Source organism: Aerococcus mictus, from assembly GCF_003286595.3.
In the GTDB taxonomy this organism is placed as follows: Bacteria; Bacillota; Bacilli; order Lactobacillales; family Aerococcaceae; genus Aerococcus; species Aerococcus mictus.
In genome coordinates this window covers 1,380,380-1,406,350 of sequence record NZ_CP132985.1, presented here as the reverse complement: position 1 = coordinate 1,406,350, position 25,971 = coordinate 1,380,380, and the positions used below count along the sequence as shown (strand labels likewise).

General features: G+C 43.1%; 23 protein-coding genes and 1 pseudogene. 15 read left to right on the top strand and 9 right to left on the bottom strand.

Translation table 11 applies throughout. From position 1 onward, the window contains the following. Positions 1-234 precede the first annotated feature (234 nt). Both mvaD and mvk read right to left on the bottom strand, forming a co-directional pair. A pseudogene (mvaD, locus tag DBT49_RS06495) lies at positions 235-1,206 on the bottom strand (diphosphomevalonate decarboxylase); the annotation flags it as partial. Between the two features lie 3 nt (positions 1,207-1,209). After that, the gene (gene mvk / locus DBT49_RS06490; protein WP_070559789.1) at positions 1,210-2,184 is read right to left on the bottom strand and encodes a mevalonate kinase; all 975 of its coding nucleotides are present in this window, start codon (positions 2,182-2,184) and stop codon (positions 1,210-1,212) included. Between the two features lie 259 nt (positions 2,185-2,443). Here mvk and guaA point away from each other — a divergent pair, with 259 nt between their 5' ends. Next, complete coding sequence (gene guaA / locus DBT49_RS06485; protein WP_070559790.1) at positions 2,444-3,994, top strand: glutamine-hydrolyzing GMP synthase; 1,551 nt, start codon at positions 2,444-2,446, stop codon at positions 3,992-3,994. 349 nt (positions 3,995-4,343) lie between these two features. Here the strand turns inward: guaA and DBT49_RS06480 are convergent, their stop codons facing one another. The 7 genes from DBT49_RS06480 to DBT49_RS06450 all read right to left on the bottom strand — a co-directional run bounded on the left by DBT49_RS06480 (position 4,344) and on the right by DBT49_RS06450 (position 10,383). Beyond that, positions 4,344-4,559, bottom strand: coding sequence for a DUF4177 domain-containing protein (locus DBT49_RS06480; protein WP_064292141.1), 216 nt, complete (start codon positions 4,557-4,559; stop codon positions 4,344-4,346). A 43-nt stretch (positions 4,560-4,602) separates the two neighbouring features. Further along, complete coding sequence (locus DBT49_RS06475) at positions 4,603-5,967, bottom strand: DNA/RNA non-specific endonuclease (protein ID WP_070559794.1); 1,365 nt, start codon at positions 5,965-5,967, stop codon at positions 4,603-4,605. A 584-nt stretch (positions 5,968-6,551) separates the two neighbouring features. After that, the gene (locus tag DBT49_RS06470) at positions 6,552-7,004 is read right to left on the bottom strand and encodes a GNAT family N-acetyltransferase (RefSeq protein ID WP_070559796.1); all 453 of its coding nucleotides are present in this window, start codon (positions 7,002-7,004) and stop codon (positions 6,552-6,554) included. A gap of 216 nt (positions 7,005-7,220) precedes the next feature. Further along, on the bottom strand, positions 7,221-7,370 hold the full coding sequence (locus DBT49_RS06465) for a DUF2382 domain-containing protein (protein WP_258451581.1): 150 nt from the start codon (positions 7,368-7,370) through the stop codon (positions 7,221-7,223). After that, entirely contained in the window at positions 7,367-8,146 is a 780-nt protein-coding gene (locus DBT49_RS06460) for a YsnF/AvaK domain-containing protein (RefSeq protein WP_258451580.1), read from the bottom strand. Before DBT49_RS06460 ends, DBT49_RS06465 begins: the two co-directional genes overlap by 4 nt. 313 nt (positions 8,147-8,459) lie before the next feature. Beyond that, complete coding sequence (locus tag DBT49_RS06455) at positions 8,460-9,545, bottom strand: M42 family metallopeptidase (protein ID WP_070559800.1); 1,086 nt, start codon at positions 9,543-9,545, stop codon at positions 8,460-8,462. Positions 9,546-9,732: 187 nt separating this feature from the next. After that, a complete protein-coding gene (locus tag DBT49_RS06450) occupies positions 9,733-10,383 on the bottom strand; it encodes a hypothetical protein (protein WP_070559802.1) in 651 nt (216 codons plus the stop codon). Between the two features lie 238 nt (positions 10,384-10,621). Between DBT49_RS06450 and DBT49_RS06445 the strand changes: the two genes are divergently transcribed. The 14 genes from DBT49_RS06445 to trxA all read left to right on the top strand — a co-directional run bounded on the left by DBT49_RS06445 (position 10,622) and on the right by trxA (position 25,799). Further along, positions 10,622-11,710 carry an alpha/beta fold hydrolase gene (locus DBT49_RS06445; protein WP_070559804.1) on the top strand — a complete coding sequence of 363 codons (1,089 nt, stop codon included), beginning with the start codon at positions 10,622-10,624 and terminating at the stop codon, positions 11,708-11,710. Between the two features lie 46 nt (positions 11,711-11,756). Then, a complete protein-coding gene (tsaA, locus tag DBT49_RS06440) occupies positions 11,757-12,443 on the top strand; it encodes a tRNA (N6-threonylcarbamoyladenosine(37)-N6)-methyltransferase TrmO (protein ID WP_070559805.1) in 687 nt (228 codons plus the stop codon). A 93-nt stretch (positions 12,444-12,536) separates the two neighbouring features. Then, positions 12,537-13,091, top strand: a complete 555-nt coding sequence (locus tag DBT49_RS06435) for a LemA family protein (RefSeq protein ID WP_111872370.1) — start codon at positions 12,537-12,539, stop codon at positions 13,089-13,091. Beyond that, positions 13,085-14,896 carry a DUF2207 family protein gene (locus tag DBT49_RS06430; RefSeq protein WP_070559809.1) on the top strand — a complete coding sequence of 604 codons (1,812 nt, stop codon included), beginning with the start codon at positions 13,085-13,087 and terminating at the stop codon, positions 14,894-14,896. Before DBT49_RS06435 ends, DBT49_RS06430 begins: the two co-directional genes overlap by 7 nt. 198 nt (positions 14,897-15,094) lie before the next feature. Continuing rightward, positions 15,095-15,736, top strand: coding sequence for a TetR/AcrR family transcriptional regulator (locus DBT49_RS06425; RefSeq protein ID WP_070559811.1), 642 nt, complete (start codon positions 15,095-15,097; stop codon positions 15,734-15,736). A 174-nt stretch (positions 15,737-15,910) separates the two neighbouring features. Beyond that, the gene (locus DBT49_RS06420) at positions 15,911-17,356 is read left to right on the top strand and encodes an ABC transporter ATP-binding protein/permease (protein ID WP_224783831.1); all 1,446 of its coding nucleotides are present in this window, start codon (positions 15,911-15,913) and stop codon (positions 17,354-17,356) included. After that, positions 17,320-17,937 carry an ABC transporter permease gene (locus tag DBT49_RS06415; RefSeq protein ID WP_224783830.1) on the top strand — a complete coding sequence of 206 codons (618 nt, stop codon included), beginning with the start codon at positions 17,320-17,322 and terminating at the stop codon, positions 17,935-17,937. Before DBT49_RS06420 ends, DBT49_RS06415 begins: the two co-directional genes overlap by 37 nt. A 119-nt stretch (positions 17,938-18,056) precedes the next feature. Next, positions 18,057-18,965 (top strand): DUF368 domain-containing protein, encoded by a 909-nt coding sequence (locus tag DBT49_RS06410; protein ID WP_070559813.1) that lies wholly within the window; start codon positions 18,057-18,059, stop codon positions 18,963-18,965. 207 nt (positions 18,966-19,172) lie between these two features. Further along, positions 19,173-20,066 (top strand): DUF7916 family protein, encoded by an 894-nt coding sequence (locus DBT49_RS06405; RefSeq protein WP_070559814.1) that lies wholly within the window; start codon positions 19,173-19,175, stop codon positions 20,064-20,066. Positions 20,067-20,098: 32 nt separating this feature from the next. After that, complete coding sequence (gene nagE / locus DBT49_RS06400; protein ID WP_070559816.1) at positions 20,099-21,583, top strand: N-acetylglucosamine-specific PTS transporter subunit IIBC; 1,485 nt, start codon at positions 20,099-20,101, stop codon at positions 21,581-21,583. A gap of 126 nt (positions 21,584-21,709) precedes the next feature. Then, positions 21,710-22,279, top strand: coding sequence for a cell division protein ZapA (locus tag DBT49_RS06395; protein ID WP_070559818.1), 570 nt, complete (start codon positions 21,710-21,712; stop codon positions 22,277-22,279). Positions 22,280-22,294: 15 nt separating this feature from the next. Continuing rightward, positions 22,295-22,864 (top strand): CvpA family protein, encoded by a 570-nt coding sequence (locus DBT49_RS06390; protein ID WP_070559820.1) that lies wholly within the window; start codon positions 22,295-22,297, stop codon positions 22,862-22,864. Positions 22,865-22,938: 74 nt separating this feature from the next. Continuing rightward, positions 22,939-25,326 (top strand): endonuclease MutS2, encoded by a 2,388-nt coding sequence (locus DBT49_RS06385; protein ID WP_111872369.1) that lies wholly within the window; start codon positions 22,939-22,941, stop codon positions 25,324-25,326. 158 nt (positions 25,327-25,484) lie between these two features. Next, positions 25,485-25,799 (top strand): thioredoxin, encoded by a 315-nt coding sequence (gene trxA, locus DBT49_RS06380; RefSeq protein WP_064292157.1) that lies wholly within the window; start codon positions 25,485-25,487, stop codon positions 25,797-25,799. Positions 25,800-25,971: the final 172 nt, after the last annotated feature.

Here is a 25,971-nt window from a genome sequence, read left to right as displayed (position 1 = left end):
CGGATTCGATGGTCTAAAAAAATTGTGAGGGGCAGAGTGGTTAAAAATTTCTTCTAACTCTTCTTGCAGGGTGAGCTTTTGCTTGGCTAAACGTTTCATAAATTCTTCTTGGCTGTCCAAGCTGTCTTCACCCAACTCCTCATTGAGCAGTTCTAGCTTGTCGTCTTCAGGGTTTTCTTCTTGGTTCACGCTTTGTGAAGTTTTGTTGCGAGTTTTCTGTTCAGAAAATGCTTCTAAATATTGGATACCTGGGCCTGGGCGGCTGGCAATTAGTCGGTCAGCCCCAAATTCAGGCGCCAAGGCATCGATAATGGCTTGGGACTGAGAATAAGGACAGAGAATCTTTACATTAGGACCGGCGTCCATGGTGAAGTAGGCCTTATAGCCCTGTTGGCGGAGACCTTTGACCGCTTCAATGGCCTTGAGCGATTCTGCTTCTAAATAGGTAAAGGCGGGGTCGGCCGATAGGGTAGTGGCGTGCATTAACATGGCGTGGTTTTCAGCAATTTCTCCCATCCAATCCAGGTCTCGAGCCTTAATAGCGGCTTTCATTTCTAGGAGCTTTTTCTCGCTAACCTGGGGCCATAATTGGTAGAAGGGGGAGGTTGCAACCGTGTGCTTCATTCCTCGTCGGGAACTGATGGCCTTCTTTTTGGTATTTAAGGCCAGGACCACCATGCCCACATCCCAATTGGCATCATCGAAGGGGACAGCTTGGGAATCATGGTCGCCAGTGCCCTTTTGCCATTCGACAAAGCCACCGAAAATACTCCGAGTGGCTGAGCCTGATCCGCGTCGGGCTAAGCGGGAAAGGGCAAGAGGGTCCAGGTCTAAGCGGAGGGCCTGATTGCAAGCACCGGCTAAGGCCGCAAAGGCAGAAGCTGATGAGGCCAAGCCTGCCGCAGTGGGCACATGGTTGTAGGAAATGACTTCACAAGCCAAGTCTACCTGGGCCAATTGACGGAAGAGATCAACAAAACGGCTAATCTTCTCAACTTCACTATTGTCTTGCCACTCCCCATCAAGTTGGAAGCAGTCTTCCACGATATCCTTAGAGAAGCTGATTTGGGTTTCTGAATAAAAACGGTCCAAGGTTAAAGAAAGATTACTATTCATGGGTAGGATGAGTTCATCATCACGTTTTCCCCAATATTTAATTAGGGCAATATTGGTATGGGCTCGACAAATACCACGATATTTTTCCATAGTTTACTCCTTTTCACTTGTATTTGATTCACTTGAAAAAGGCATTAACCAGCTTTGACAGGCACTAGGACTATCCGCTAAGGCCTGGATGAGTTTTTCACCGCTTTGACGGTCAGGAACCAGAGCATAGTAGCAGCCACCGCCTCCGCCACCGGTCAATTTGGCTGCCACGGCTCCATGTTGGCGCATGTAATCAATTCCCCAGCTCAATTCTGGGCTGGAGACTTGGAGGGCAGCCAGGTCATGTTGGGCCGCATTAATTAAAGCAGCCAGTTTCTCTAAGGAAGGTTGTGGTGCTTTTAAGGCCTGGGTCAGGTCGGTAGTTAAAAGTCCCAGATGTTTAATGGTTTTTTGAGTAGCGATTTGCCGGCTAGCAAAGGGGCTTTCATAGGCATCCCGGACATTTTTCACGGTTTGCTTAGTATTTCCTGAAATTCCAGTGTCAGCAATCACTAGCCAATAGGGGGTATGGAAATGGAAGGGTTGGGCTGTTTCCCCTTTTTTGAAGTAGAGGGGTTGGTTATAGGCCGTAACCCGGGCATCAAGGCCACTAGGGGTCCCGTGACTAATGGTTTCGGCAAAGTCCGCATAATCGAGTAAGACTTCATTGGACAAATCCTTACCTAAGTAATTAAAAAAGGCACGGATAAAGGCTACCGATAGGGCAGCTGAGCTCCCTAAGCCACGTTCAACCGGAATATTACTATTCACCTTAATCAGAAAGTGGTCATGACTGCTTAAGAAATCATGGCGGAGGCGGTTAAAGAGCCCCACCAAGGCGTCAAGTTTCTTGGGGGCTTCTTCAACGGGTCCCTCATAGATATCACTGAATAAGTAAGAATAATTACCAGCCGGTTCCAGCTTGACTTGAATGGTTACTGCTCGAAAGGGCAGGGCAATTGATGGCTGTCCATAGACCACACTGTGCTCCCCCATTAAAATTAATTTTCCATGTGATTTGCCGCAAATTTCGCGCATGATTTTCCCTCGTTTCCGCCATTTCTAATAGCCTTATCATACAATAAAAGCCCTAATTATAACAACTTTGAATTATCTCCCACAGTATTTTAATAAATACTTTATAAAAATACAAACCCGATAAAGGACCTCTTTTTGCATCGGTTAAATCGATAGAAAAAGGAATAAATCCGAATTAAAGGAAAGGAATACTAGAATTATGTGCGCGTTTTTGATAAAATGAGAAAGAAATTATAAGGGAAGTGAGTGATAACTTAGGATGAAAGCCTTAAAGGACCTAGAAAAGATCATCGTTCTTGACTACGGCAGCCAGTACAACCAACTGATTACCCGCCGTATTCGTGAACTGGGAGTCTATTCTGAATTACAATCTCACCGGCAAACTGCTCAAGAAATTAAAGACCAGGGCCAGGTGAAGGGAATCATTCTTTCGGGAGGACCTAACTCAGTCTATGAAGAAGGCTCCTTTGATATTGACGAGGAAATTTTTAACTTAGGAATACCAGTTTTAGGAATTTGTTATGGGATGCAATTAATCACTAAGAAATTCGGTGGTGTGGTTGAAGCCTCTGACAAACGCGAATATGGTCAACAAGAAATGACCATTCAAAAGACCGATTCTAAAATCTTTAAAGATTTAGCTGAAAAAGAAACCGTCTTAATGAGTCACGGCGACCGTATTGCTAAGATTCCTGAAGGTTTTGAAATCACAGGTGTGGCTCCTCATAGCCCAGCTGCTGCTTTTGAAAACGAAGACGCCCAAGTTTATGGTTTCCAATACCATCCTGAAGTACGCTCATCCATCCATGGCCAACAAATGTTGAAAAACTTTGTCTATGAAATTTGTGGTTGCCAGGGAGACTGGACCATGGCTGACTTCATTGACATGCAAATTAAGAGTATTCGTGACCGCGTTGGCGATAAGAAAGTTCTCCTCGGTCTTTCCGGTGGGGTAGACTCTTCCGTGGTTGGTGTCCTCTTACAAAAAGCTATCGGTGACCAATTGACCTGTATCTTTGTTGACCACGGTTTACTCCGTAAAGGTGAAGCTGACCAAGTCATGGAAACCCTAGGTGGCAAGTTTGGCTTAAACATTATCAAAGCCGATGCCCAAGAACGCTTCTTAGGTAAATTAGCTGGCGTTTCTGATCCTGAAACTAAACGGAAGATTATTGGCCATGAATTTGTGGCCGTATTCGATGACGAAGCGACCAAGTTAGATGGGATGGATTTCTTAGCCCAAGGGACCTTATATACAGACGTGATTGAATCAGGGACCGAAACCGCTGAAACCATCAAGTCTCACCACAATGTTGGGGGACTGCCTGAAGACATGCAATTTGAACTCATCGAACCCCTCAACACCTTATTTAAGGATGAAGTGCGCGCCGTGGGGACAGAATTAGGCATGCCAGATAATATTGTTTGGCGTCAACCTTTCCCTGGCCCTGGTTTAGCCATTCGTGTGATTGGCGAAGTTACCAAGGAAAAACTTCACATTGTTCGTGAATCAGACGCTATTCTCCGTGAAGAAATCGCCAATGCTGGCCTCGACCGCGACATTTGGCAATACTTCACCGTTCTCCCTGGCTTTAAGTCAGTTGGGGTTATGGGCGACAAACGGACCTATGAATACACCATTGCTATCCGTGCCATTACCTCAGTGGATGGGATGACCGCGGATTGGGCGCGGATTCCATATGATGTCCTCGACCACATCAGCCGTCGTATTGTTAATGAAGTGGATGGCATTAACCGCGTGGTCTTAGATGTTACCTCTAAGCCGCCAGCAACAGTGGAATGGGAATAGTAGAAAAGATAATACTCAAAAACCGCTACTAGAAATGCTAGTAGCGGTTTTGTTGTTATAGAGCGGTTTATAAGAGGGTTGTATATAAATCTAGGATTAGATGATAGAAATTTTGGGCTTAAATTGGGCTTATTAGAAATTTTCAATAGTTAATTCTCAATATTTTAGTATATCTATTTGCTGTTCTAGTGTTTTAAATTCTTTATTAATAAAAAGCACCTTCATTCAATATGAACCGAGGTGCTAGTCGTACTGGATACCAGCGCTTTCTCTATCTATATGGTATCAGATTCAAAGGAATACTAAAGTATAATCTATTTGATTAAGTATTATAGGAATAGATTTCTTCTTAAATTATCTCTTCAAAAACCAAAGTAGCTTGGATTCGATCTCCACCGAGTAATCCAGTACTATTGGCACTACTGGTGGCGATAGTGTGCAAACGATAACCTTTTTTGGCTTGCTGGTTGATCACAGCTTCTAATTTATCTAGATTTTTAGAACCTGTACCGATAAGCTTTTCTTTTAAGGAAACCTGTAAGACAACGTATTTAGGAATCTTCATTTGCTTTACCTCTGTAATTAATTTTTACTGATAGTCAATTTTATTATTCCCCAACCATACCGTCGCCATCGCGATCGATCATGTAAGGGTATAACCAGTGGTCGCTTCGAATAGGCATGGAGAAGCCAGCAGCTCTAGCTTCTTTGATAGTGACAATACCATTGCCATCCGTATCGATACCGGCTAGCGAATTTTGTGGGGCGGAAGGCTGGACAGGAGCCGGTTCCGGTGCTGGAGCAGGAGCAGGCGGTTGCACTGGCTCTGGGGCCGGAGCTGGACTAGGCGCTGACTCTTGAGCAGATGCTTGATCAGCGGGTTGTGCTTCTGCTTCTGGCTGAGCGGTATCCTCAGCAGCAGGAGTCGGCTCTTTAGACTCAGCCTTGTTTTCAGTTTTAGCCTTGTTTTTTGACTGTGGTAGTTTTTCTAATTGGGTATCCTTTGAATATTCTTGTGGGCCAGCTGGGCCTTTACTACTTCCATCGGCATAGTTAATTTCAACATCTTTTTGCCGGTTAGGAATGTAAATATTAAAACAAAGTCCCTTTCCTTCATCTTCGATGGAATAGCCTTCCATATAGATACCGCTGGCTAACAAATTCTTTCCTTCAAAAACCGGAGTCACCCGGTATCTCACATGATTGTTGGTTTTTTCAATGTAATTCGCGACAAAGTTTTCAAAGGGGAGCATGCCCTCATTATTAAACCAATGGGTACCGGTCATTAAATTCTTAGGGTTGGCGTTCTCGCCAGTTAATTGATAGCCGATCAGGTGGCAACGATTATATAGCCAACCACCAGGAATATTCACATAACGGGCTTGCTTCCAGCCACTAGGTTTAACTTCAGAGATACTTTCTCTGACCTTATCAGGCATTAGTTCTGTTCCTAATACGGCATTGGCGGCGGTAACCCGGCCGAGTTTATCTAAGTCACCGTATTTTTCATAGGCTTCATTACTCTTTAAATCATCATCAGTAAAGAAGGGTTTATTACCATTGACCTCAACATAGGCCTTATCCTGAGGGACCTCTCTAGTTTTAGATAATTCCTTTTCAGCATCAGATTGGGACTTTTTACTTTCCGATTCGCTCTTAGCTTTTTCTTTTTTGGATTCTGAAGTCTTTGAAGCACTTTGACTGACAGCAGCCTGGTTAGTAGTGTTTTCTTTGTGGTTAAATAGGCTAGGGGTTACAAATAATGTCCCCAAAAGGCCGACAATTGCACAAAGAATGGCGATATTCCTATTTCTCTGATTGACTTTTCTCTTGGTAAAATAGAAGATAGAAAAGAGCGATAGGGCAAGTATAAATGGTGCCAGATAAGCAAAAAGCATAAAAATAAAGCCTATGAATAAGATGGAAAGTATTATTCCTAGGCAGCCAGGATGTCCCTGTATGGATTTCTTCATAAAATCTCCCCTTTAAGTGATTTAATTAATGGAAAAGGAAGTTAATTGAAAGGGGGCACTAGTAAGATCCAGCCTTAAAATGGATAGAAACATTTCATTTTCAGACTGAGCATTCTTTAAAGCAGCCAGGCCAAGTCTTTTAAGTCTAACCTTTATCGAATGACGAGTGAACCTTTCAAGTCTTTCTCTAATAAACCATATTTACATTTTGGGTTATTATACAAGAAAAGTAATATGTTTAAATATAAAATAAAGTTTCAATTATTAAATAAACTTTACAAGTGAACAGATTTTTACAATAAAAAAAGACCCTGGGGCAAAAGTCTCAGGCTCTTTGTAAAATGTGAACTATTTAATCAAAATGTGTTCCAGTCACAGGACGAGCGTCCGCTTCAAAAACTGATAACGTTCAGTTTCACTGAGCTTATCTCAATTTTCTCCAGCGATTTCGTCCTTTGTGTGACTGTCACACTCTCTAATTTTGTAAAGAAAGGCGGGCTTAAGTTTCCTATAAATAGGATGCCAACTAAGGGGAGTTATCATGTCTACTGGTAATTTTACGATTTTTACAAACTACTTATCGATTATAGATTTTTTTCTAAAACGCGCACATCTCTTCCCATGTCATCAACTCCTTGGCAAAAGAAATGATAGTTCATCTTTTCATAGAGGCCGACATGTTGGGTAATCGTATATATCTTTGTATACCCAATATGTTTCGCAAATAACTCGATTTTATTTACCAATTGGTAAGAAAAACCCTGCTTGCGGTAGGAAGAGTTGACGTAAACCGTGCTTAAAAATGGACCAAAATCGGCTTTGGAAATAATATCTTCTAAAAGTAGAGCGGCAAAGCCAATCAATTGACCAGTGTGGTTCCTACAAAAATAAATCATTTCAGTATTTTTCAAGCGCTTATTTTTTAATTTAGTGGCTAGGTAGTCAGCGGCTTTCCAATCGACATCAGCTAATAAATGGAGCCCTTGCTGAATTTCAAAGGGACTTGATTCATTAGTGATCCTTAGACAGGTATTCATTATAATTTCTTCCTCCCAATTTGCTTATTCATCCTCAAGCAGATAAGACTGAGTCGTTTAGATAAGATTGACTAAAGGTTATTGGTCAATTTTTATTTTCGCGCTTATTCCTTTTTTCAATTCCCCATATAGTAAATGGTAGACAAAAAAAGAAATCCGCCATTAAAAGCTTCTAATGGCGGATCGTTTTGTAATGAAAGGCAGGTTTATAGGAAACTATTTCTTCGCATCGTCATCGATGACCTTACCCGTGTCATCTTGAACATCAAGTTCTTCACGACGGGTGGTTTCAGAAACAGTTTCGGTATCTTGGTGAGTTTGTTTTTCAATTTCAACTTCACCAGTTACCACGGTATTCTTATTCACAGAAACTTCTTCTTCAGAGATTGGAACCACAAATTCTTCTTCTTCAAAGGCATTGTCATCCACTTCGCCTCACTAGGGGTTACTTTCTTAATATGAATTTCTTCCCGTTGAACGGGCACTTCTACCGTCTTGGTGTCTTCAACGACATTCTTAGACACTTGAACTTCACCAAGGTCTTTTTTGTGTTTTTGAACGTCAACTTGTTCTTCGTGGAGACGGATTCTTTCGGTATCGTTATCAGCTGTTTTAGCAGCGCTTGGAGGAGTTTCTTGACGGGAGCTTGCCTCACTGACTGGTCTTTGGGTATCAGTATGAACAGCTTCTTTTTCGTATTCAGGTTCAACCGCACCAGCACTTGCGCCTGCCACACCAGCGGCAGCATAGCCAGTAGCTTCTTCACTTGCTTCAGGGCCAGTGGTGTAAGGGGAACGTTCGAGGTTGCTTACTGCGCCTTCATATTCTTGGTCGATGAGGACTAAGATATCGCCACGGTTCAAGGAAGCTTCATAGCCCTTGTAGTCGATATCGTCATTTCTTGCGTCTTCTTCGTCGTCAGAGAAGAAACCTAAGACATTGTCCCACCAACTTCTTTCTTCACCTTCAATTAATTCATCAGAAGTGACCACGTCAACCTCTGAACCATATTCTTGGTCAATTGGGGCATTGGATACTAAAACGACAGCAGAACGAGGAACACCCTTACTGATCAAGTCACTAATCGCAGCACGGGCTTGATCATTTGTAGAAAATACATCATAGACAAAACGCTTAGTCATTATGATACACCCTTTCTTAAGACATCCAATTACAGTGATATAATTCGCACAATTCATACTTTACTTATGCTTAATTATATTTTAAATAAAAATAAAAGCGTTTTCCAACTTAAAGACTTCTAAATGGCTAATTATTTCATTTTTAAAATATAAATAATGCAACAATAAATATAATTTGTACATACAATTCAACGGTAAGGCAGCCCTAACAGAGGTCTTTTTGATAAGATAAAGGGCATATTCTAAAATCACTACAAAAGGGCCTATGCTATTCAAAACATAGACCCTTTTCAAGAAAATTCGTTATTTGTTTTTAATAGGTCTTCAGGTCAAATTGTTGGATATCTTCGAGCGTTAGGCGGCGGAGGAAAGTTTTAACCAGGTGGATCGTATTTAAGAAATCATCATAGGAACAGAAGCAGGCATTGGTATGGGCGTAGCGACTGGGAATACCGATTGTGGCACAAGGTGTTCCTAGATTCCCCAGGTGAATAGGACCAGCATTGGTACCGCCACCTTCGCGGACAGCATGTTGACTAGGGATATTCTCAGCTTTTGCAGCTTGCTTAAAGAGGTCAATTAATTGGGTATTGGCTACATAGGAATTGTCACGATGACGGATTTGTGGTCCCTGGCCGAGTTGCCCTTGTAAGAGCTCTTTTGCATTGGTAAAGTCATCGGCAGGTGTCCCTTCCAGAATAATCGCGATATGAGGTTGCACCCGTTTAACCGTTAGCGAGGCGCCTCGAGTGCCCACTTCTTCTTGGGCAGCAGGGGCAGCGACGAGGTTAAAGGGAAAATCGCCCACTTCATCCGCTAAGTCACGCATAATGGCAACAGCACAGGCGGTTCCAATCCGGTTATCGAAGGCCTTGGCCAGGATGGTTCGGGTGACTTCATTATAAGAGAACTTAGTAGCTGGGACGATCGGTTGACCGATTTCAATTTCCAAGTCATTGACGACTTGTTCTCTAGAAGTAGCGCCCATGTCGATCTTAATATCGCTAATGGCGATTTTTTTCTCCCGTTCTTCAGGGGTCATAAAGTGAATGGGCTTGGTGGCTGAAATCCCCTTGTAATATTTTCCTTCACGATTACGGATATAGAAGACTTGGGCGGTTAAATTAGAAGGAACCCAACCGCCAATGGTTTGAATGAGGATGAGACCATCCTTGTCAATGGCTTTCACCATGAGACCCACTTCATCCAGGTGGGAGTCTAGCATGACGGTAGGCTTAGTGGGATCGACCTGGTCCAGGTTAAGGTAGCAGTTTTTTAAATTATCCACTTGCAAGGTATAATTTCCCTTGTGTTTATTAATGACCTCAATGACCTCATCTTCGAAGCCGGACATCCCCTTAGCATTGGTTAAATCTTCAATTAATTGTAAATAATCCATCATCAAACGTCCTTTCTAAAGCAGAACTTTATCTATAATTAATCATAGCTTAGCACGTTTTTAGAGAGAAGACATAGGCTTTAGTGATAAAAGACCGCATACATGACAAAAAGTGCATCAGACGATGCTTCAAAGGCTGTCTGATGCACTTTTGCTATTATTTAATCGTGAGCTGATCGTCTAGCTATTAATCGTGACTAACCTTGGCATGGATACGAGCAATGGGCTCTTGGGCATTAAGGGTGTGAAGGTCCATGGTAATTTGGTCAAAAGCCTGACTAGGGTCATACTTGACAAAGAATTGTGAGCGAGCAATTTGGCCTTGGTCTACGGATTTGTCTCCATCTACTCGGTCGATGGCTTCTAATTGATTACCATTTTGGTCCGTGATCGTGAAGTTTTCTGGTCCAATGGCCATGGCATCCTGGGAAGCGATATTCTTATATTCAATTTCAATTGTGGCTAGGGTCTTGTGATCGTAGTTAGGATCTTCAACCATGTCTTGAGGCAGGGCGTTGACAGTATTTGACACTTGCGTTATTTTCAATTCGGCAATTAATTTTTCTGGATCGTCAGGGCAGAAGATTGGAATCGTTTGATTGACTTGGTAGTTGGCATCTTTGTCAATATTTTCTTGCTTGGTACTATCCGCGGGATTTTCCAGATTGTGCTGACTAGCTTCTTTATCGGCATCTTCTTTAATCGTATGGGCTTGAGACTGACTTTCGTTTTGAGCTTGAGCACTGGCTGCCTCATTGGCTTGGTTTTGACAAGAGCTGAGGAGGAGACCAGTAGTTAATAGAGATAGGCTTATCAGTGAGAACTTTTGTAATTTCATCAGAGGACTCCTTTCATAGCGCTTTTACGAATTGCATTAAGTATAGCAAATCTCAAAGACAAATAAAAAACTTTGGCTAATATTTAATCAAATAATAAGTTATCTGTAACCTTGCTGAAAAATAAATTTTTCCCTTAGAACGCGGGGCATTTATCCAATCAAAATCCTAGCTGACGGGCAGGTTGGCCAATAAATCGTGTTATAATTGAGCAAATAACAGAAGAGGAAAGGAGCGACCATGAAACAGAATTTTAAAGGTTTCCTCAAGGCCAGTATTGGGCTCTTGGGATTGAGTAGTTTAGCTATCCTGCTGCAGAGGAAGAAGCATGCCCGTCAAAGTCGAATAAGATCTCCCCGAGGAGTCCAAGAAAATGTCATCATTCAAGCGGGTGGCATCCAACAGGCCTTGCAATTAAGAGGTAATCAAAGGACTAATCCAGTAGTTTTATGGGTCCACGGAGGCCCAGGAGTGGCTAATCCTTTCTTGACCTATGTCTATCAACCTGCCCTTGAAGCTGATTATACCTTTGCTTATTGGAGTCAGCGGGGAGCGGGACGGACTTATTACTTAAACCAAGGGCAAGTCTCAGGGATGACCCTGGCCCAAGTCATCGATGATATGGATGAGGTCGTGGATTATTTAAGGGCGCGTTTTAAGCAAGAGAAAATCTTTATTATCGGCCACTCTTGGGGGAGTCAATTGAGCAGCCTCTATATTAAGACTTATCCCCATAAGGTCAAGGCCTATCTGGGAGTGAGCCAGATTGTTGATATCATTGCTTCACAGAGAAGTCTGCTCGACCAGGCGGAAACCGCTGCTCGATCGGCAGGTGATATGGACGGTTTACTGGAAATTCGCTCTTTAAAACAGGCTAGTGACGACCAACTCAACCACCGTCTGATTCCTGCTCAAGACTATTTAACCATAGAACAAGTAGCGGGAAAATATTTACCGGGTAACCCTTTGACAGACGCCTTAAAAGGGACCTGGCTTGCCTTGACTGCGCCTGATTTTTCTTGGATGGATTTAAAATGGTATGGTCTTTTTCTCTTTCATTTGTCGCATTATATTGCTATCCAAGCCCCCTTGATGATTGTTTCCAATCAATTTAAATTGGCCCAAGGGGATAGTTACCAGGTGCCGGTTTACTTTATTTCTGGGGGAAGAGACTGGACCGCGCCTTTTAGTCAGGTCTTTAACTATTATCAGTCCATAGCCGCTCCGGATAAGGACTTTTACCTGCTGAAAGATTGCGGTCATAGCCCTTATCTTGATGAACCTGACCGCTTTGCTGATCGAGTCAGGGCCTGTTTTGATAAGTATTAAGAGAATTGCTAATAAATAATAGGATAAGAAGGAGGCAGGTCATCCGATGGAAATTCATCCTATAGCCCATATCCATACTCCCTTTAAGGAAAAGTTTGGCATTCCACGCCAAGGAGTTAAGGCCGAACATTCCTATGGGGAAATTATCTTTGAAAAGGAATACCGTCAGTTGGAGGCCTTTAAAGGGATTGAAGACTTTACCTATCTCTGGTTAATTTGGGGATTTTCTCAAGTCAAGGAGAGTGCTAATTTTAAAGCGACTGTCCGCCCGCCACGTTTAGGAGGCAACCAGCGAGTGGGCGTCTTTGCCTCGCGGTCGCCATTTCGTCCTAATCGTTTAGCCTTGTCAGCCGTAAAATTGGAAGCTTTAGAAAGTGATAGTCCCGAGGGCCCCAAGTTAATTGTGTCGGGAATCGACATGGTAGACGGGACCCCAATTTATGATATTAAACCCTATTCTAGTGAATCAGATGCGCTAAATGACGGGCAATCCGGTTTTATTGACCAGGTGGCCTTTAATACCCTACAAGTTCACTGGCCCGAAGACTTGGCGGACCAAGTTTCTCAATCGGAAAGAGCGGGGATTACTGAGGTCTTAGCCGCTGATCCCAGGCCTGCTTACCAAAGGCAAGAAGATCGTGAATATGGGATGCTTTACGGGGGCTATAATATCCGCTTTCAAGTCAGAAACCAGATTTGCTATCTTTTGTCCCTTGATCCCATTAGGAACTAGGATCTAGCTAGGATTCCTGGACCACTTAGGGTAAAATAAGGGCAGAATTAATTACTTTTTAGGCATATAGCCGTTAATAAGGGAGGAAATCTAATGATTATCACACTTGTATTTGTTGTTATTCTTGTTCTAATCGTCCTAATCGTCGTTTGGGGGATCGGGGCTTATAACCGCATGATCCAATCCAAGGAAATGATAGATAATTCCATGGGGCAAATTGCTGCTCAAGTGGAATCACGTTGGGACGCTTTGACGAATTTGATCCAAGCTACCAAGAACTACCAAAGCCATGAGGCGGATACCTTGATTAATGTGGTGAAAAACCGGCAAAAAATCAATCCTGATGCCACGGTTGAAGAAGTGGAACATGACCAAGACCTCTTCCAAAAGGCGATGCGGTCAATTGACGTCGTGGTCGAACAATATCCTGAATTGAAGGCTGCCTCTGTCTACCAAATCACTATGGACAGTGTGAATAACTATGAAAACAATGTCCGTCAAGCTCGGATGATTTTTAATGACACGGTAACCAAATATAACCGCACCATTAAAACCTTCCCTAATTCCTTAGTTGCAGGGATGACCGGCTTCTATCCTGAAGAATACTTCCGTGGTAGTGAGGAAAAACAGGAGATGCCTCAATGGTAGTCAGGCGCCTATTCTCTCCACTGCTAAAACTTGCCCTCTTGCTGACCCTTATCTTTTCCTTTGATCTGATTCGATCAGATCAGGAGCCTGTCTTAGCGGTTGACCAGGATATTCATTCCATCACGGTGGATACTGTCCTCCAGGAAGACGGGTCGGCCAAAATTACTGAGCACTGGGACATTACCACCCATGAAGGAACTGAAATTTATAAGCCCTTGGTCTTGACGGATGCCCAAGAATTAACTGACTACCAGGTCAGCATGGATGGTCAGCCCTTTAGCCCACAAAAGTCTTGGGATGTGGATGCTTCTTTTGCTGCCAAGGCCTATCAATTTGGGCGCAATGAAAATAGTGAGCTCAACTGGGGGATTTCTGACTATGGTCGTCACACTTACCAGGTGTCCTACCGGATCTCTAACTTTGTGATGCAAACAGATACTAATCAAATGATCTATTGGCGCTTTATTTCCGATAATTTGGCCGACAGCCCAGAAGCTATCCGGATGACCATTGCTTCTGAAAAGGAAGATTTTAACCTGGAAAATAACAGGGTGTGGGGTTTTGGTTTTCGTGGCCAAGTCCATATTGAAGATGGAAAAGTCGTGGCTGAATCCAAAGATACCCTACCTAGCTCTGGGAGCGGTATTCTCTTAGTTCGTATTCCTCAAGGGACCTATCCGACCCAGTGGACTTCGGATAAGGCCTTTGATGATTATGTCAAGGAAGCCTTTGAAGGGTCCGACTATAATTGGGAAGACTATGATAGTAATGCTTCAGTTGAAGACATTACCTCCATGCCGGGTGAGCGGATGCCAAAGGCGGTCAAGTGGGGCTTGGTAGGGCTTGGCGGCCTTGGTGTAGTCGGTATCCTAGCCGGAGTGCGTCAGGCCATCAAGAGGAACCGAGCCCTGAAGAAATGGTATCCTTCTCTTGAACGGAGAAGTCAGGAATTAGACGGTCAGTATTACCGGGACCTGCCCGCTGATAATATTTATTCGGATTACTTCATTTTGGACCAACTGGCCATTGATGACCTCGATAGCAACTATTTAACTGGTACCATCCTTTACTTAGTTAAAGAAGGTGGTCTCAAGTTAGGGGGCGAAGCGGGTCTGTTGAAGGATAAGCATTACTTTATGGTAAATTCTGCTTATCAAGCTCCAGATCTAGAGCCGATTAAGGACTGGTGGCGGATCTTTAATGAAGTTGCGGATGACAAGGGTCAATTTTCAGAAAAAGACTTCAAAAAATATTGTCAAAGCCGTACGGATCGACTAAAAGGCGTCTCCATATCTTACCGCTCTTATAGTAAAAACTACTTGCTGGCAGGGGACTTTATTCAAAATAAGACCTATGCCAAGGCTAAGGAAGACCAAGACCAGCGCTACTTAGCGGATAGCCAGGTGACTTATCCCTTTACCGATAAAGGCCACCAATTAAGAGATAATTGGGTCAAATTCTACAACTATCTTAAGGATTTCTCCTTATTAAATGAACGTGGTGCCCAAGAAGTGGCACTTTGGGATCGCTTATTAATTTATGCAGCGGTTTTAGGAATTGCTGAAGAAGTTGCCAAAGAATTTACCAGTCTCTATCCTGATTTTGAAAAACAATCGGTGTATAGCGGGGCTAATGATATTAATTTCTGGCAGTATTACTATATTGCTAATGCCATGAACCGTTCTTATAGCCAATCCCTAGCTCCAGAAATGACTTCAGCCATGTCCAGTGGTGGCGGTGGCTTTTCGAGTTTCGGTGGCGGGGGCGGAGCCTTCGGCGGAGGCGGAGGCGGCGGTGCCCGCTAATATACACATTATTTTAGACTCTAGAAGAGGTGGGACCAAGGTCTTGCCTCTTTTTTGTGGACTGGTTTAGCGATAAGAATATGGGGAACTAATATTGTTTATATTTAACTTAAAAATATTTTAATTTATTTATTAACTAGTGAAGGTTTTGATATAATAAAAGCATTACTATAATTTAAAAAGATTGAGGACTTGTTGATGGATGCATATATCAAAAACTTTGTAGGAAAATTTTCGCGTCAGGAAACCTTGACCCCGCGCCAGCATGCTATCCTCCAAGCAAGTATTGATTTATTTGCCGATTACGGCTACAGCAATACTTCGACGAAAGAAATCGCTGGTCGGGCCGGCGTAGGGGAAGGAACGCTCTTCAAACACTTTGGGAGCAAACAAAACTTACTCTTCGCTTGTATCTTACCCATCATTGCTGAAATGTCTAAGGAAAAATATGCCCAAGAATTTGACTTAGAACGGATTAAAGATGACAAGTGGATTTTCCAAGACTTTGTCCACCATATTCTAGCCAATTGTTTCCAAGAGGATTCTGACCACTATAAGGTGATGAAGATATTTGCCCAAGAGATGCTTTACCGGGAAAATTTCTTAAAGCGTTTGGCTGAATTGATTCCGCTACATTTGAAGATGGGCTTTTTTAACATTCTAGAGTATTTTAAGGACAAGGGAGAACTGAATAACTGGCCCAATGCCCTGATTGTTCGGCTCATGATTTCACCGATTTTATCCTTCCAGTGGGTTCAATTCGAGAGTGGGAGTCAGGAAGATTTTGCTCAAGCCTTGTCTTATATTGAAGCTTTTATTGTCAGGGGCCTGTGTTGCTAAAGCCTATTATTGCCAGCAAGGTCTGATTATTGTCATATTGTTTGCGCTCTGGAGGACTTAGTGTTACTGTACTTGAGTTAAAAGTGAGTCCTCACTCAATGAAGTAACTGACTAAGAGACTGTCTTAGTCAATGCTTTCCTAATAAAAAGCAAGTAAAAGTAAGGAGTAAGCATATGGCAATATTAAGCTTAAATGCCGTGAATAAATACTATTCCCTGGCTAATGGCGACCGATTCCAGGCCTTAAAGGATATTAACTTGGATTTTGAAGCTGGAGAATTAGTCGCCATTGTTGGTGAATCAGGAAGCGGTAAATCTACCCTCATGAACTTAATTGGTGGTTTAGATACTGATTTTACTGGAGAAATTCGAGTTGAAGGGGAGAACATCGCTGACTTCAAGGAGCGCGACTTAGTTAATTATCATAAGGATAAGATTGGCTTTGTTTTTCAAAACTTTAACTTAATTTCCCATCTTTCGGTCTTAGAAAATGTGGCCCTAGCGATGAATTTATCCAATATTTCTAAAGGCAAACGGGAAAAACAAGCCCGGGCTGTCCTTGAGCAACTAGGTCTCGGTCAACAAGTCCATAAGCGGCCCAACCAGTTATCGGGTGGGCAAAAGCAAAGGGTGGCTATTGCCCGAGCCCTAGTCAATAATCCAGAAATTATTATCGCTGATGAGCCGACCGGAGCCTTGGATTCACAGACAGCTGACGCCGTCTTAGATATTTTTAAGGAAATCGCTGCTTCAGGAAAATTAGTCCTTATTGTCACCCATTCCCAAGCAGTGGCTGGGATCGCTAGCCGTTTAGTCAGGATTGGCGACGGCGAAATCGTTGCCGATGAAAGGGTTAATGAAAATCAAAGAGCACTGGCCAACTATCAAGGCATGCGCCAGCTTCCCCAAGTGGAGAAAGCCTCTTCCAATGCCTTTTCTTTCTGGTCAGCTATCCAACTGGCCTTAAAAAATATGCGGGCTAAGTGGTCGCGTAATCTCTTGATTGCCTTTGGCTTTTCAGTAGGAATTATGAGTATTATTTTGATGTTAGCTTTAGGGTCGGGGGTCAATAATTATTTGACGGATACCATGGAAAGCCAGGTCAATCCCCAGGTGACTGAAGTCCGCATGCCTATGAATAATCCAGAAATGCAAGCCACGGAAGAGCGCAACCGGTCAAAAGAGGGACAAAATCTTCCCCAAACCACTATCAGCCCCGATTTTCAAGATCCGGCCTTCGAGCAGGAAAATATTGAAGAACTTGGGGCGATATCGGGGGTAGAAGCCCTTGAAGTTGGCTATACCAATTTCTCTTTAGGGACCGATTACCTCAAAAAAGAGGATCCGACCTACCCCTTCATGAACTTACAGACGATTTCGTCATTAATCACTCCCGCTAACCTGCCTGAAGGCCATTTACCCGAACAGGGAGAAATCTTAGTTAGTCGTGGGATTGCCGATAAGTTGGCTGAAGATACTGGTCAGTCAGCAATCGGTCAAAAGCTGAGCCTCAAGTTGACTTTGAAACAAAAGATCTCAAAGCAGATTTTACTATTTCTGGCATTTACCAGGCTGACGAGACTATGGGATCAGCGGCTATCTTTGACACCGTTTATTTAAACTATGATGACTTAGAAACGTTAGCAGCTGACCAAGACATTGACCTCAAGCCCAATGTGGTGTATTTATTGGCAGAAGATGAGAGTCTGACCCCACAAATCAAGGAGAGCATCGCGGATATGGGCTATCGGGGCTCGGCCACCGAAAGTTTGGTCAAAACCTTTACGGAAATGATTGATATCTTCACCTTTGTCCTTATCGGTGTGGCCGGTATTTCCTTACTGGTTTCTGCGATCATGATTTTAACCGTTCTTTATATTAGTGTCGTGGAACGAACCCAAGAAATTGGGGTCATTAAGGCTATTGGAGGACGGCGTAAGGATATTCGCCGTATCTTTATTTCTGAATCCTTCTTGATCGGTCTTTTCTCCGGACTTTTAGGGGGAGGACTGGCCATTGCCTTTGCTGCTTTAGCTAACCAGGTCTTAAATCAGCTCTTCCAAGTCTCCATGTTAGATATTACTTGGCAATTCCTACTTATCGGCTTGGCTATTGCTGTGGTGATTGCTACTATTTCTGGTCTCCTACCCGCCAACCGGGCTTCCAAACTTGACTCGGTCGAAGCCTTACGGGCAGAGTAAATCTTAGTTGGGCGAATCGGGCCACTCTTTAAAGAAAGTTTAATTTTACCGAAAAACGGCCTATACGGCTGAATTTCGGTTATAATGGTGAAATTAATGATTAATTTGGAGGCATTTTAATGACTGATTCACATAATAATGACATTGAAAATGAAGACAAAGTCTTTTCAAAGGACTGGTGGTTACGCTTGGTCAAGGGAGCTTTTGTCGGTATTGGGGGAATCTTACCAGGCTTATCTGGTGGGGTTCTAGCAGTAATTTTTGGTATTTATGACAAATTACTGAATTTCTTAGGCAATATTACCCATAAATTTTGGCAAAATGTCCGTTACTTTATCCCAGTAGGTATCGGTTTTGTCATTGGGATTATTCTCTTTTCCTTCTTCGTTATGAAGGCCTTTGGTTCTTATGAGGCCCTCTTTACCTGCCTCTTTATCGGTTTTGTGGTAGGAACTTTTCCATCTCTCTTTAAACAAGCCGGGCAAGAAGGGCGAAGCACAGCCGATTACCTGGTCATGGGTCTGACTGCCTTGGCCTTATTTGCCTTAATGGTCTTTGGTGGCCAACATTTTTCTCACTTAACACCTAGTTTTGGGGTTTGGTTATTTTCTGGGGCCTTGATCGGTTTAGGCGTGATTGTCCCAGGCATGAGCCCAAGTAATTTCTTGATTTACTTTGGCTTATACGAAAAGATGTCAGCGGGAATATCTCATTTAAACATGGGCGTCATTATTCCTCTAGGCCTTGGTGCTATTCTCTGTGTCTTGGCCCTAGCCAAAGTAGCTAACTGGCTTTTTGACCACTACTATGCCAAAATGTACCACTTTATTTTAGGAACTGTGATCGGTTCTTCTTTAGCTATCTTTCCGACCGTGGTCTTTCCAGCTTTTACTCCAGAAGGGTTAATGGAAACAGGCTTGAGTTTTATGACAACTTTAATTTTGGCCATAGTAATGTTTGTGGCGGGGGTTATCTTCTCTTATTGGTTTAGTGGCATCGAAGAGAAATATTCACCCGATAATCGTTAAAATTTTTGAAAGGATGGATGAAACTTCCATTCTTTTTTGTTTACACTCTAATCCAAATCTCTTTCAGTGACAGGACGAAGCTCCTTTTTGTGACTGTCACACGCTTTTTATTATTAACTAAAAAGATATTGAGATGCTTACTTTTTTCAATTATTATAAATGCTGCAGGTAATTCAGATTTTTCTTAGATAGGTGGGAAGTCGATTTATGAAACGTTTGATAAGTGCTTTTCCCAGTGAAGTTAAAAACTTTACTAAGGATGAGCTCAAAAAAAGTATTCAAGCCAGTGAAGGCCGGATTATTATGGCTGAAACGGTGGTAACCGCTGCTCCTTTAATTGAGGGGGTAACCAACGCCGAAGTGATGACGGCTTTTGGGGCAGACCTCATCTGTTTGAATGAATTGGATGTCTTTCACCCCAAAATTAAGGGGTTTGAAAGCAAGCAGCCTGTGATTGAAGCCATTAAAGAACTTACCGGGCGTCCCATTGGCATCAACCTGGAACCCGTATCTGCTGACAGTCAGGTCCTCGATGAAAAGGTTGAAATTAGTCCAGGAAGACGGGCGAGCTCCAAAGCTTTCGCCACGGCAGAAGACTTAGGCGTGGATTTTGTCATGGTAACCGCTAATCCCTCGACGGGTGTGACTAATGCCGATATCTTAGCTGCCCTAGCAGCGGGCCGGCAAGCTTATTCTGGTTTAATCTTAGCGGGGAAAATGCATGGTGCCGGTAAACGAGAAACTTTGATTGATGCTAGCTTATTTAGGCAATTTATTGAAGCAGGTGCGGACGGGGTCTTGATGCCTAGTGTCGGCACAGTGCCTGGAGTATTACTAGAAGAAGCTCATCAAGCTTGCCAAGCAGTCCAAGCCCAAGATGGCTTAGTGATGGCAACTATTGGCACCAGCCAAGAAAGTGCTAGTCCAGATACCATTCGCTCCTTTGCCTTAAATAATAAGCAGGTTGGGGCGGATATTCATCATATTGGTGATGGGAGCTATGGACGAATGCCAGACCCCGAAAATATTATGGCCTTAAGCATTGCTATCCGTGGTAAGCGCCACACCTATTTCAAAATGGCTCAGTCCTTGAGACGTTAATTATTGAATACTAGAGAGAAAAGAGATTTCATATGTTAGATTACTTACAAAAAATCGGCCGGTCCCTGATGCTGCCTGTTTCCGTATTGGTAGTGGCCTCTTTATTTATGGGAACTGGCTATGCCATCGATGCTAATGCCTTACAAGGAAGTTCGAACGTTTTAGCGACTTTCCTAGTTCAAGCAGGTTTAGTCGTGATTAATAACTTGCCTCTACTGTTTGCTTTGGGAATTTCCATGGGGATTGCTGAAGATAATAACGGGGCAGCTGCCTTGAGTGGGGCGGTTTCTTTCTTAATGATCACCACCTTATTAAGTCCGGAAATTTTAAGTGGAATCACCGGCCAAGCCATCGACCAAGTTAACCCAGCCTTTAAGGCCATTAATAATGTCTTCATAGGAATTATTTCCGGGGTTCTTGCTGGAGAAATGTATAACCGTTTCCACAATGTTAAGTTACCCCAATGGCTAGGTTTCTTCAGTGGTAAGCGAGCCGTTCCTATTGTAACGGCTGCTTTGTCAGCAGTATTAGCGGTTATCTTACTCTTCCTTTGGCCCACTGTCTATGGTGGTTTAGTAGCCTTTGGGACCGGCATCGCTAACTTAGGAGATATCGGAGCGGGTATCTACGGCATTACTAACAAACTGATGATTCCCTTTGGACTCCACCATGCTGTTAATAATGTCTTTTGGTTTGATACCATTGGGATTAATGACATTGGTAATTTCTGGTCCAGTCAAGGAGAACCTGGGGTGACAGGACGCTACCTAGCCGGTTTCTTCCCGATTATGATGTTTGGTTTACCTGGGGCCGCCTTAGCCATGTATAAGAATGCTCGTCCAGAAAACCGGGCATCGGTTGCTTCCTTACTGATTGCTGGTTCTGTTGCAGCCTTTGTGACTGGGATTACCGAACCACTGGAATTTTCCTTTATGTTTGCCGCTCCAGCCCTCTATGCTGTCCACGCTTGTTTAACCGGCTTGTCCCTTTTTATTTGCTCAGCCTTACATGCAACCCTAGGCTTTTCCTTCTCAGCAGGTTTGATTGATATGGTCTTGTCTTGGCGGATGCCTATGGCTAATAACCAATGGATGATCCTTGTTCTAGGTCTAGCTATGTTTGTCATTTATTTCTTCCTTTTCGACTTCTTAATCCGTCGCTTTGATTTTAAAACGCCAGGACGGGAAGCGGTCAGTGAAGCAGACCAAACAGCAAGCCATGCAGCTAAGGACGCTAAGCAAAGTGGAGATAAATACCAAGTCATGGCCCAAAATATTTACCAAGGTCTTGGAGGAAAAGATAATCTTCAATTAGTAGCCAATTGCGCTACCCGCCTACGTCTTCAATTGAAGGATACAGATGCTATTGATGAAGGCAAAATCAAGGCTACCGGTGTTCCTGGCTTAAGAAAAGTGAATGAACATAATTTACAAATCGTGGTCGGTACCGATGTTCAGTTTGTTGCCGATGAATTAAAAGATATTTTAGAAACAGATAAAAGCCAAGATAAAGACTAATTTTATAAAATTGAATAAGGGGCTGGGATAACTTTCTCAGCTCTTTTTATTATTAAGGCAATGACTAGTCAAGCCCTCGTGTCAATGGTAGAATAAGGAGTAAATGTTCAGGAAAGGAGACTGTTCATGACTGAGTCGCAACAAGAATATACCGCTCATTTTGGAAAACAAACAGTAAAAATTGTTGGCAGTAAATCTGAAGAACATATTGAAGAAGTGGTTCGCCGGGTAAATATCGCCTTAAATGAAATTAAAAGCAAACCTTCAATTCTTTCAAATCAGAAAATGGCCCTCTTAGTCGCTGTTAATGCGACCTCCCACTGGCTAGAGAGTGAAGCTGAAATAGCCAGCCAAAGAGAGCAAATTGAACGCCTAAGCCGGCAAAAAGCCCGCTTAGAGTCTGAACTACAAGCCTTAAAGCAAACTATTCAACAACCTCATTTGACCGCTTTCTCTGAAGGAGGCAAGCTGATCCAAGCTAAAAGTCAACCTTCCTATAGCCAAGCTAGTCAAAACTTACTCCGTGAAAGTCAAAGCCAGGCTAAGGCGAGTGAAAATAAAGGGCAAAGTGGTAAAAAAACTTCAAAGCAGGCTAAAGCTAACCAAGGCAAGAAAAAAGCCGACCCTTCTGTGGTTTACTATGATCCCTTTGCAGCTAAGAAAGCCCAAGGCCTCTCTAAGACGCCCCGCGATTAGAAAGGAGGGCTTGGCTTGTCTAATACCACCATTACCTTAATCTTAGTCCTGATATTTTTTGCCTTAACCATTATGGATTATAGTCGCCGGACTTTTGGTGTGCAGCTCCTGCAGGTCCTATCCTTAGGAGTCAGCTTCTTTGTGGCTAAGGAGTACTTTTTACCTTTAGCGGAGAAGTTAGAATTGATTATCCCTTTTCCTGGCTATTCCATGACCAGTGACTTCTCATACTATCCTGATGCCGTCTTGACTAATATGGATGTGATTTACTACCGAGCCATGGCCTTTGCCCTTATTTTAGTGGGGGTCCAAGTTATTAAGAGTTTTATTCTTTACCTCTTCTCACCGTCTAAGTATCGAAAAGGCCAAGGAAAGGTTTTGAGCCTGGGCGGCTTTATTACTGGTTTTATCACTGCCTGGTTCACCTTGTTTTTTGTCTTTGCCATTTTGTCTTTACTGGGATTGGAAGGTGTCCAAGGCTTCTTAAGTCATAATAGTGTGGCCGAGTTCTTTATCCGCCGTACCCCCTTCCTTACCCATGAAGTCTTTAACTTATGGTTTGCCGGCATAGCACTTGCTATTTAACTAGGGGCTCTGACTTTGGTCATAGCCTCTTTTTTTATTAGATGGTCAGTTTATCGTGAAAAAGGAGCATCTCTGTGAATAAAAAAATAGAAAAAATCTTAGAATTCGATAAAATTACCGGGGCCCTAGCCAAAGAAACTGTGACGGCCCTGGGTAAAAACATAGCCTTACAGCTTAAACCCATGACCGAACCCGAAAAGATTGAGTCCGCTTTGACTGATGTCGATGAAATGCAAAGCATTGATGAAGCCCAACGCAGTCTGCCCCTGGGCCAATTAGTTGATGTGGGGCCTTTGATGAAGCGCTTAGATATCGGCGGCATCTTGAATGGCCAAGAACTGGCCCATGTGGGTCGGGTCTTGAAAAGCGTCAGTGAAGTCAGTCAATTCTTTAAAGAGATTGAGGATTTAGACCTTGACGTAGAGCAAATGCAAGGCTATGTGAGTGACTTTGCTAACCATAAGGACCTGGCTAAAAAGATTAACCAGGCCATTGCTAGTGATGGCTCTGTCTATGATGAAGCCAGCAGTCACTTACATAGTATTCGCCAAAGTATCAAGGCAGAAGAAGCCCATATTCGGATGAGTTTGGATAATATCATTAAATCCAGCCAAGCCGACTATCTGAGTGATCAAATTGTGACCATCCGTAATGACCGCTATGTCTTACCGGTTAAACAAGAATATCGGCGGAAGTTTGGTGGCGTGGTCCACGACCAAAGTGCCTCAGGTCAGACCCTCTATATTGAACCCCAAGTCGTGATGGAATCCAACAATAAGGTCCATAGCTTGCGGATCGAAGAGCAGGCAGAAATTGAGCGGATTTTTGCGGAGTTATCAGCCGACCTGGCTCCCCATAGTCATGAAATTGATCAAAATAACCAAATCTTAGGGCAACTTGATTTCATCCAAGCCAAGTGGCGCTATGCCAAAAAGCAGGGCGCCCACCGGCCTCTCATTGCTACGGATCACCAGTCTTTAAATTTAGAGGAAGCCGTTCACCCCTTATTAAATCCAAAAACTGCTGTAGCAAATACTATAAGCTTTAATGGCGATTATTGCATGTTAATCATTACCGGGCCCAATACCGGTGGGAAGACCATTACCTTAAAGACTACGGGTTTACTGCAGCTAATGGGTCAATCGGGGCTTTATATTACTGCCAAGGCTGATAGCCGCATTGGAGTCTTTGACCATATCTTTGCTGATATTGGGGATGAGCAATCGATTGAAGCCAACCTATCAACTTTTTCTGGTCATATGACTAATATTATCTCGATCTTAGAGGCAATTGATGACCAATCCTTAGTCCTAATCGATGAATTGGGTTCGGGAACTGACCCTAAAGAAGGGGCTGCCCTAGCGATGGCAATTTTAAACCGGCTTGCTCAAGTGGGCTGTACGGTTCTAGCAACCACCCACTATCCTGAGCTAAAGGCCTATGCCTTTGAAGAACCCAATGCCATTAATGCCAGTGTTGAATTCGATGAGAAAACTTTAACGCCGACTTACCGACTATTGATCGGTCAACCGGGCCGTTCTAATGCCTTTGATATCTCCCAACGCTTAGGCTTGGATCAAAGCATCGTGGACGAGGCCCGCTATTATGTCGGAGAAGAAAGTCAGTCCTTAAACGAAATGATCGATGACTTGGATAAGAAGCGCCAAGCCTATGAAAGGGATAACCAAGCCCTAAGCCAAGATTTACAAGAGGCTGACAGGTTACTGGCTGATTTGAAGAAGGCCTACCACGCCCTGGAAAATGATAAGATCACCTATTTGAACCGGGCTAAAAGAGAAGCGAATGACCTGGTAGCTAAGACCCAGGAAAAGGCTGATAAGCTATTGGGTGATATTAGAGAATGGCAGAAGAATAATCCACAGGGCCAAACCGTCAAAGAACATGAAATGATTGACAAACAAAAACAAATCGCTAACTTGACCCAAGAAGAGCAACAGTTGAGAAAGAACAAGGTGCTCAAACGTCAAAAACGCAAGAAAAATAAGGACTTGGAAGTTGGCGACGAAGTCAAGGTTATCCCATATAGTCAGATGGGAACCTTGGTGGAAAAACGCGAAGATAAACACTGGTTGGTTCAAATGGGCATGTTGAAGATGGAAATCCCCGAAAAGGACCTAGAGCTCCAAGAAAAAAGTCAGCCTAAGTCTAAGGGGAAGAAGGGCTCGAGTAGCGTACGGGCTAGTCAAAGTAAGAATATTAAGTCTGAACTCGACCTCCGGGGTATGCGCTATGAGGAGGCCATGACCGCTCTTGACCGCTATATCGACCAGGCTCTCCTGGCCAATTACCCCCAAGTCACCATTATTCATGGCTTCGGTACTGGAGTGATCCGGGACGGGGTACAGAAATACTTAAGAAATAATAAACGGGTTAAATCCTTCTCCTACGCTCCCCATAACCTGGGTGTCCAAGGGGCAACTATTGTTAAATTTGGCGACTAATGGCCTTTACTAAATAAAAGTAAGCAAAATATTTTGCTAAATGGGAGAACATGCTATAATTAAGCCTGAAAGTGAGGGGGAGGTCAGTAGCGACTCCCTGCCACTTTAAAGCATTGCTCATAGAGTGACTAATTGAAATAATTTGAGGAGGAAGTTAAATGGTACAAACATTAACTGATCAAAATTTTGTAGAAGAAACCAGTGAAGGTGTCGTTTTAATCGACTTCTGGGCAACTTGGTGTGGTCCTTGCCGGATGCAATCTCCAATTGTTGACCAACTCGATGAAGAAATGGGCGACCAAGTGAAATTTGCTAAGATGGATGTGGATGAAAATCCTGATACCCCACGTGAATTTGGTATTATGTCCATCCCAACCTTAATCGTTAAAAAAGACGGCCAAGTCGTTGAACAACTGGTTGGTTACACACCAAAAGAAAAATTGGAAAGTATCCTTGAAAATCATTTAGACTAAGTAAGAGTTAAAGGAGTGCTGCATTAAAGTGCGGCACTTTTTATTTTTCTGAGGATTTATTATTTAATTTTTGGGGGTAATCGCTCTAGAGACTAGCGGATTTGTTCTCAAATTTAAACTTTTATCTTATCACTCACTTTGAGACTTATGATTTTACATGAATGGATTTTTA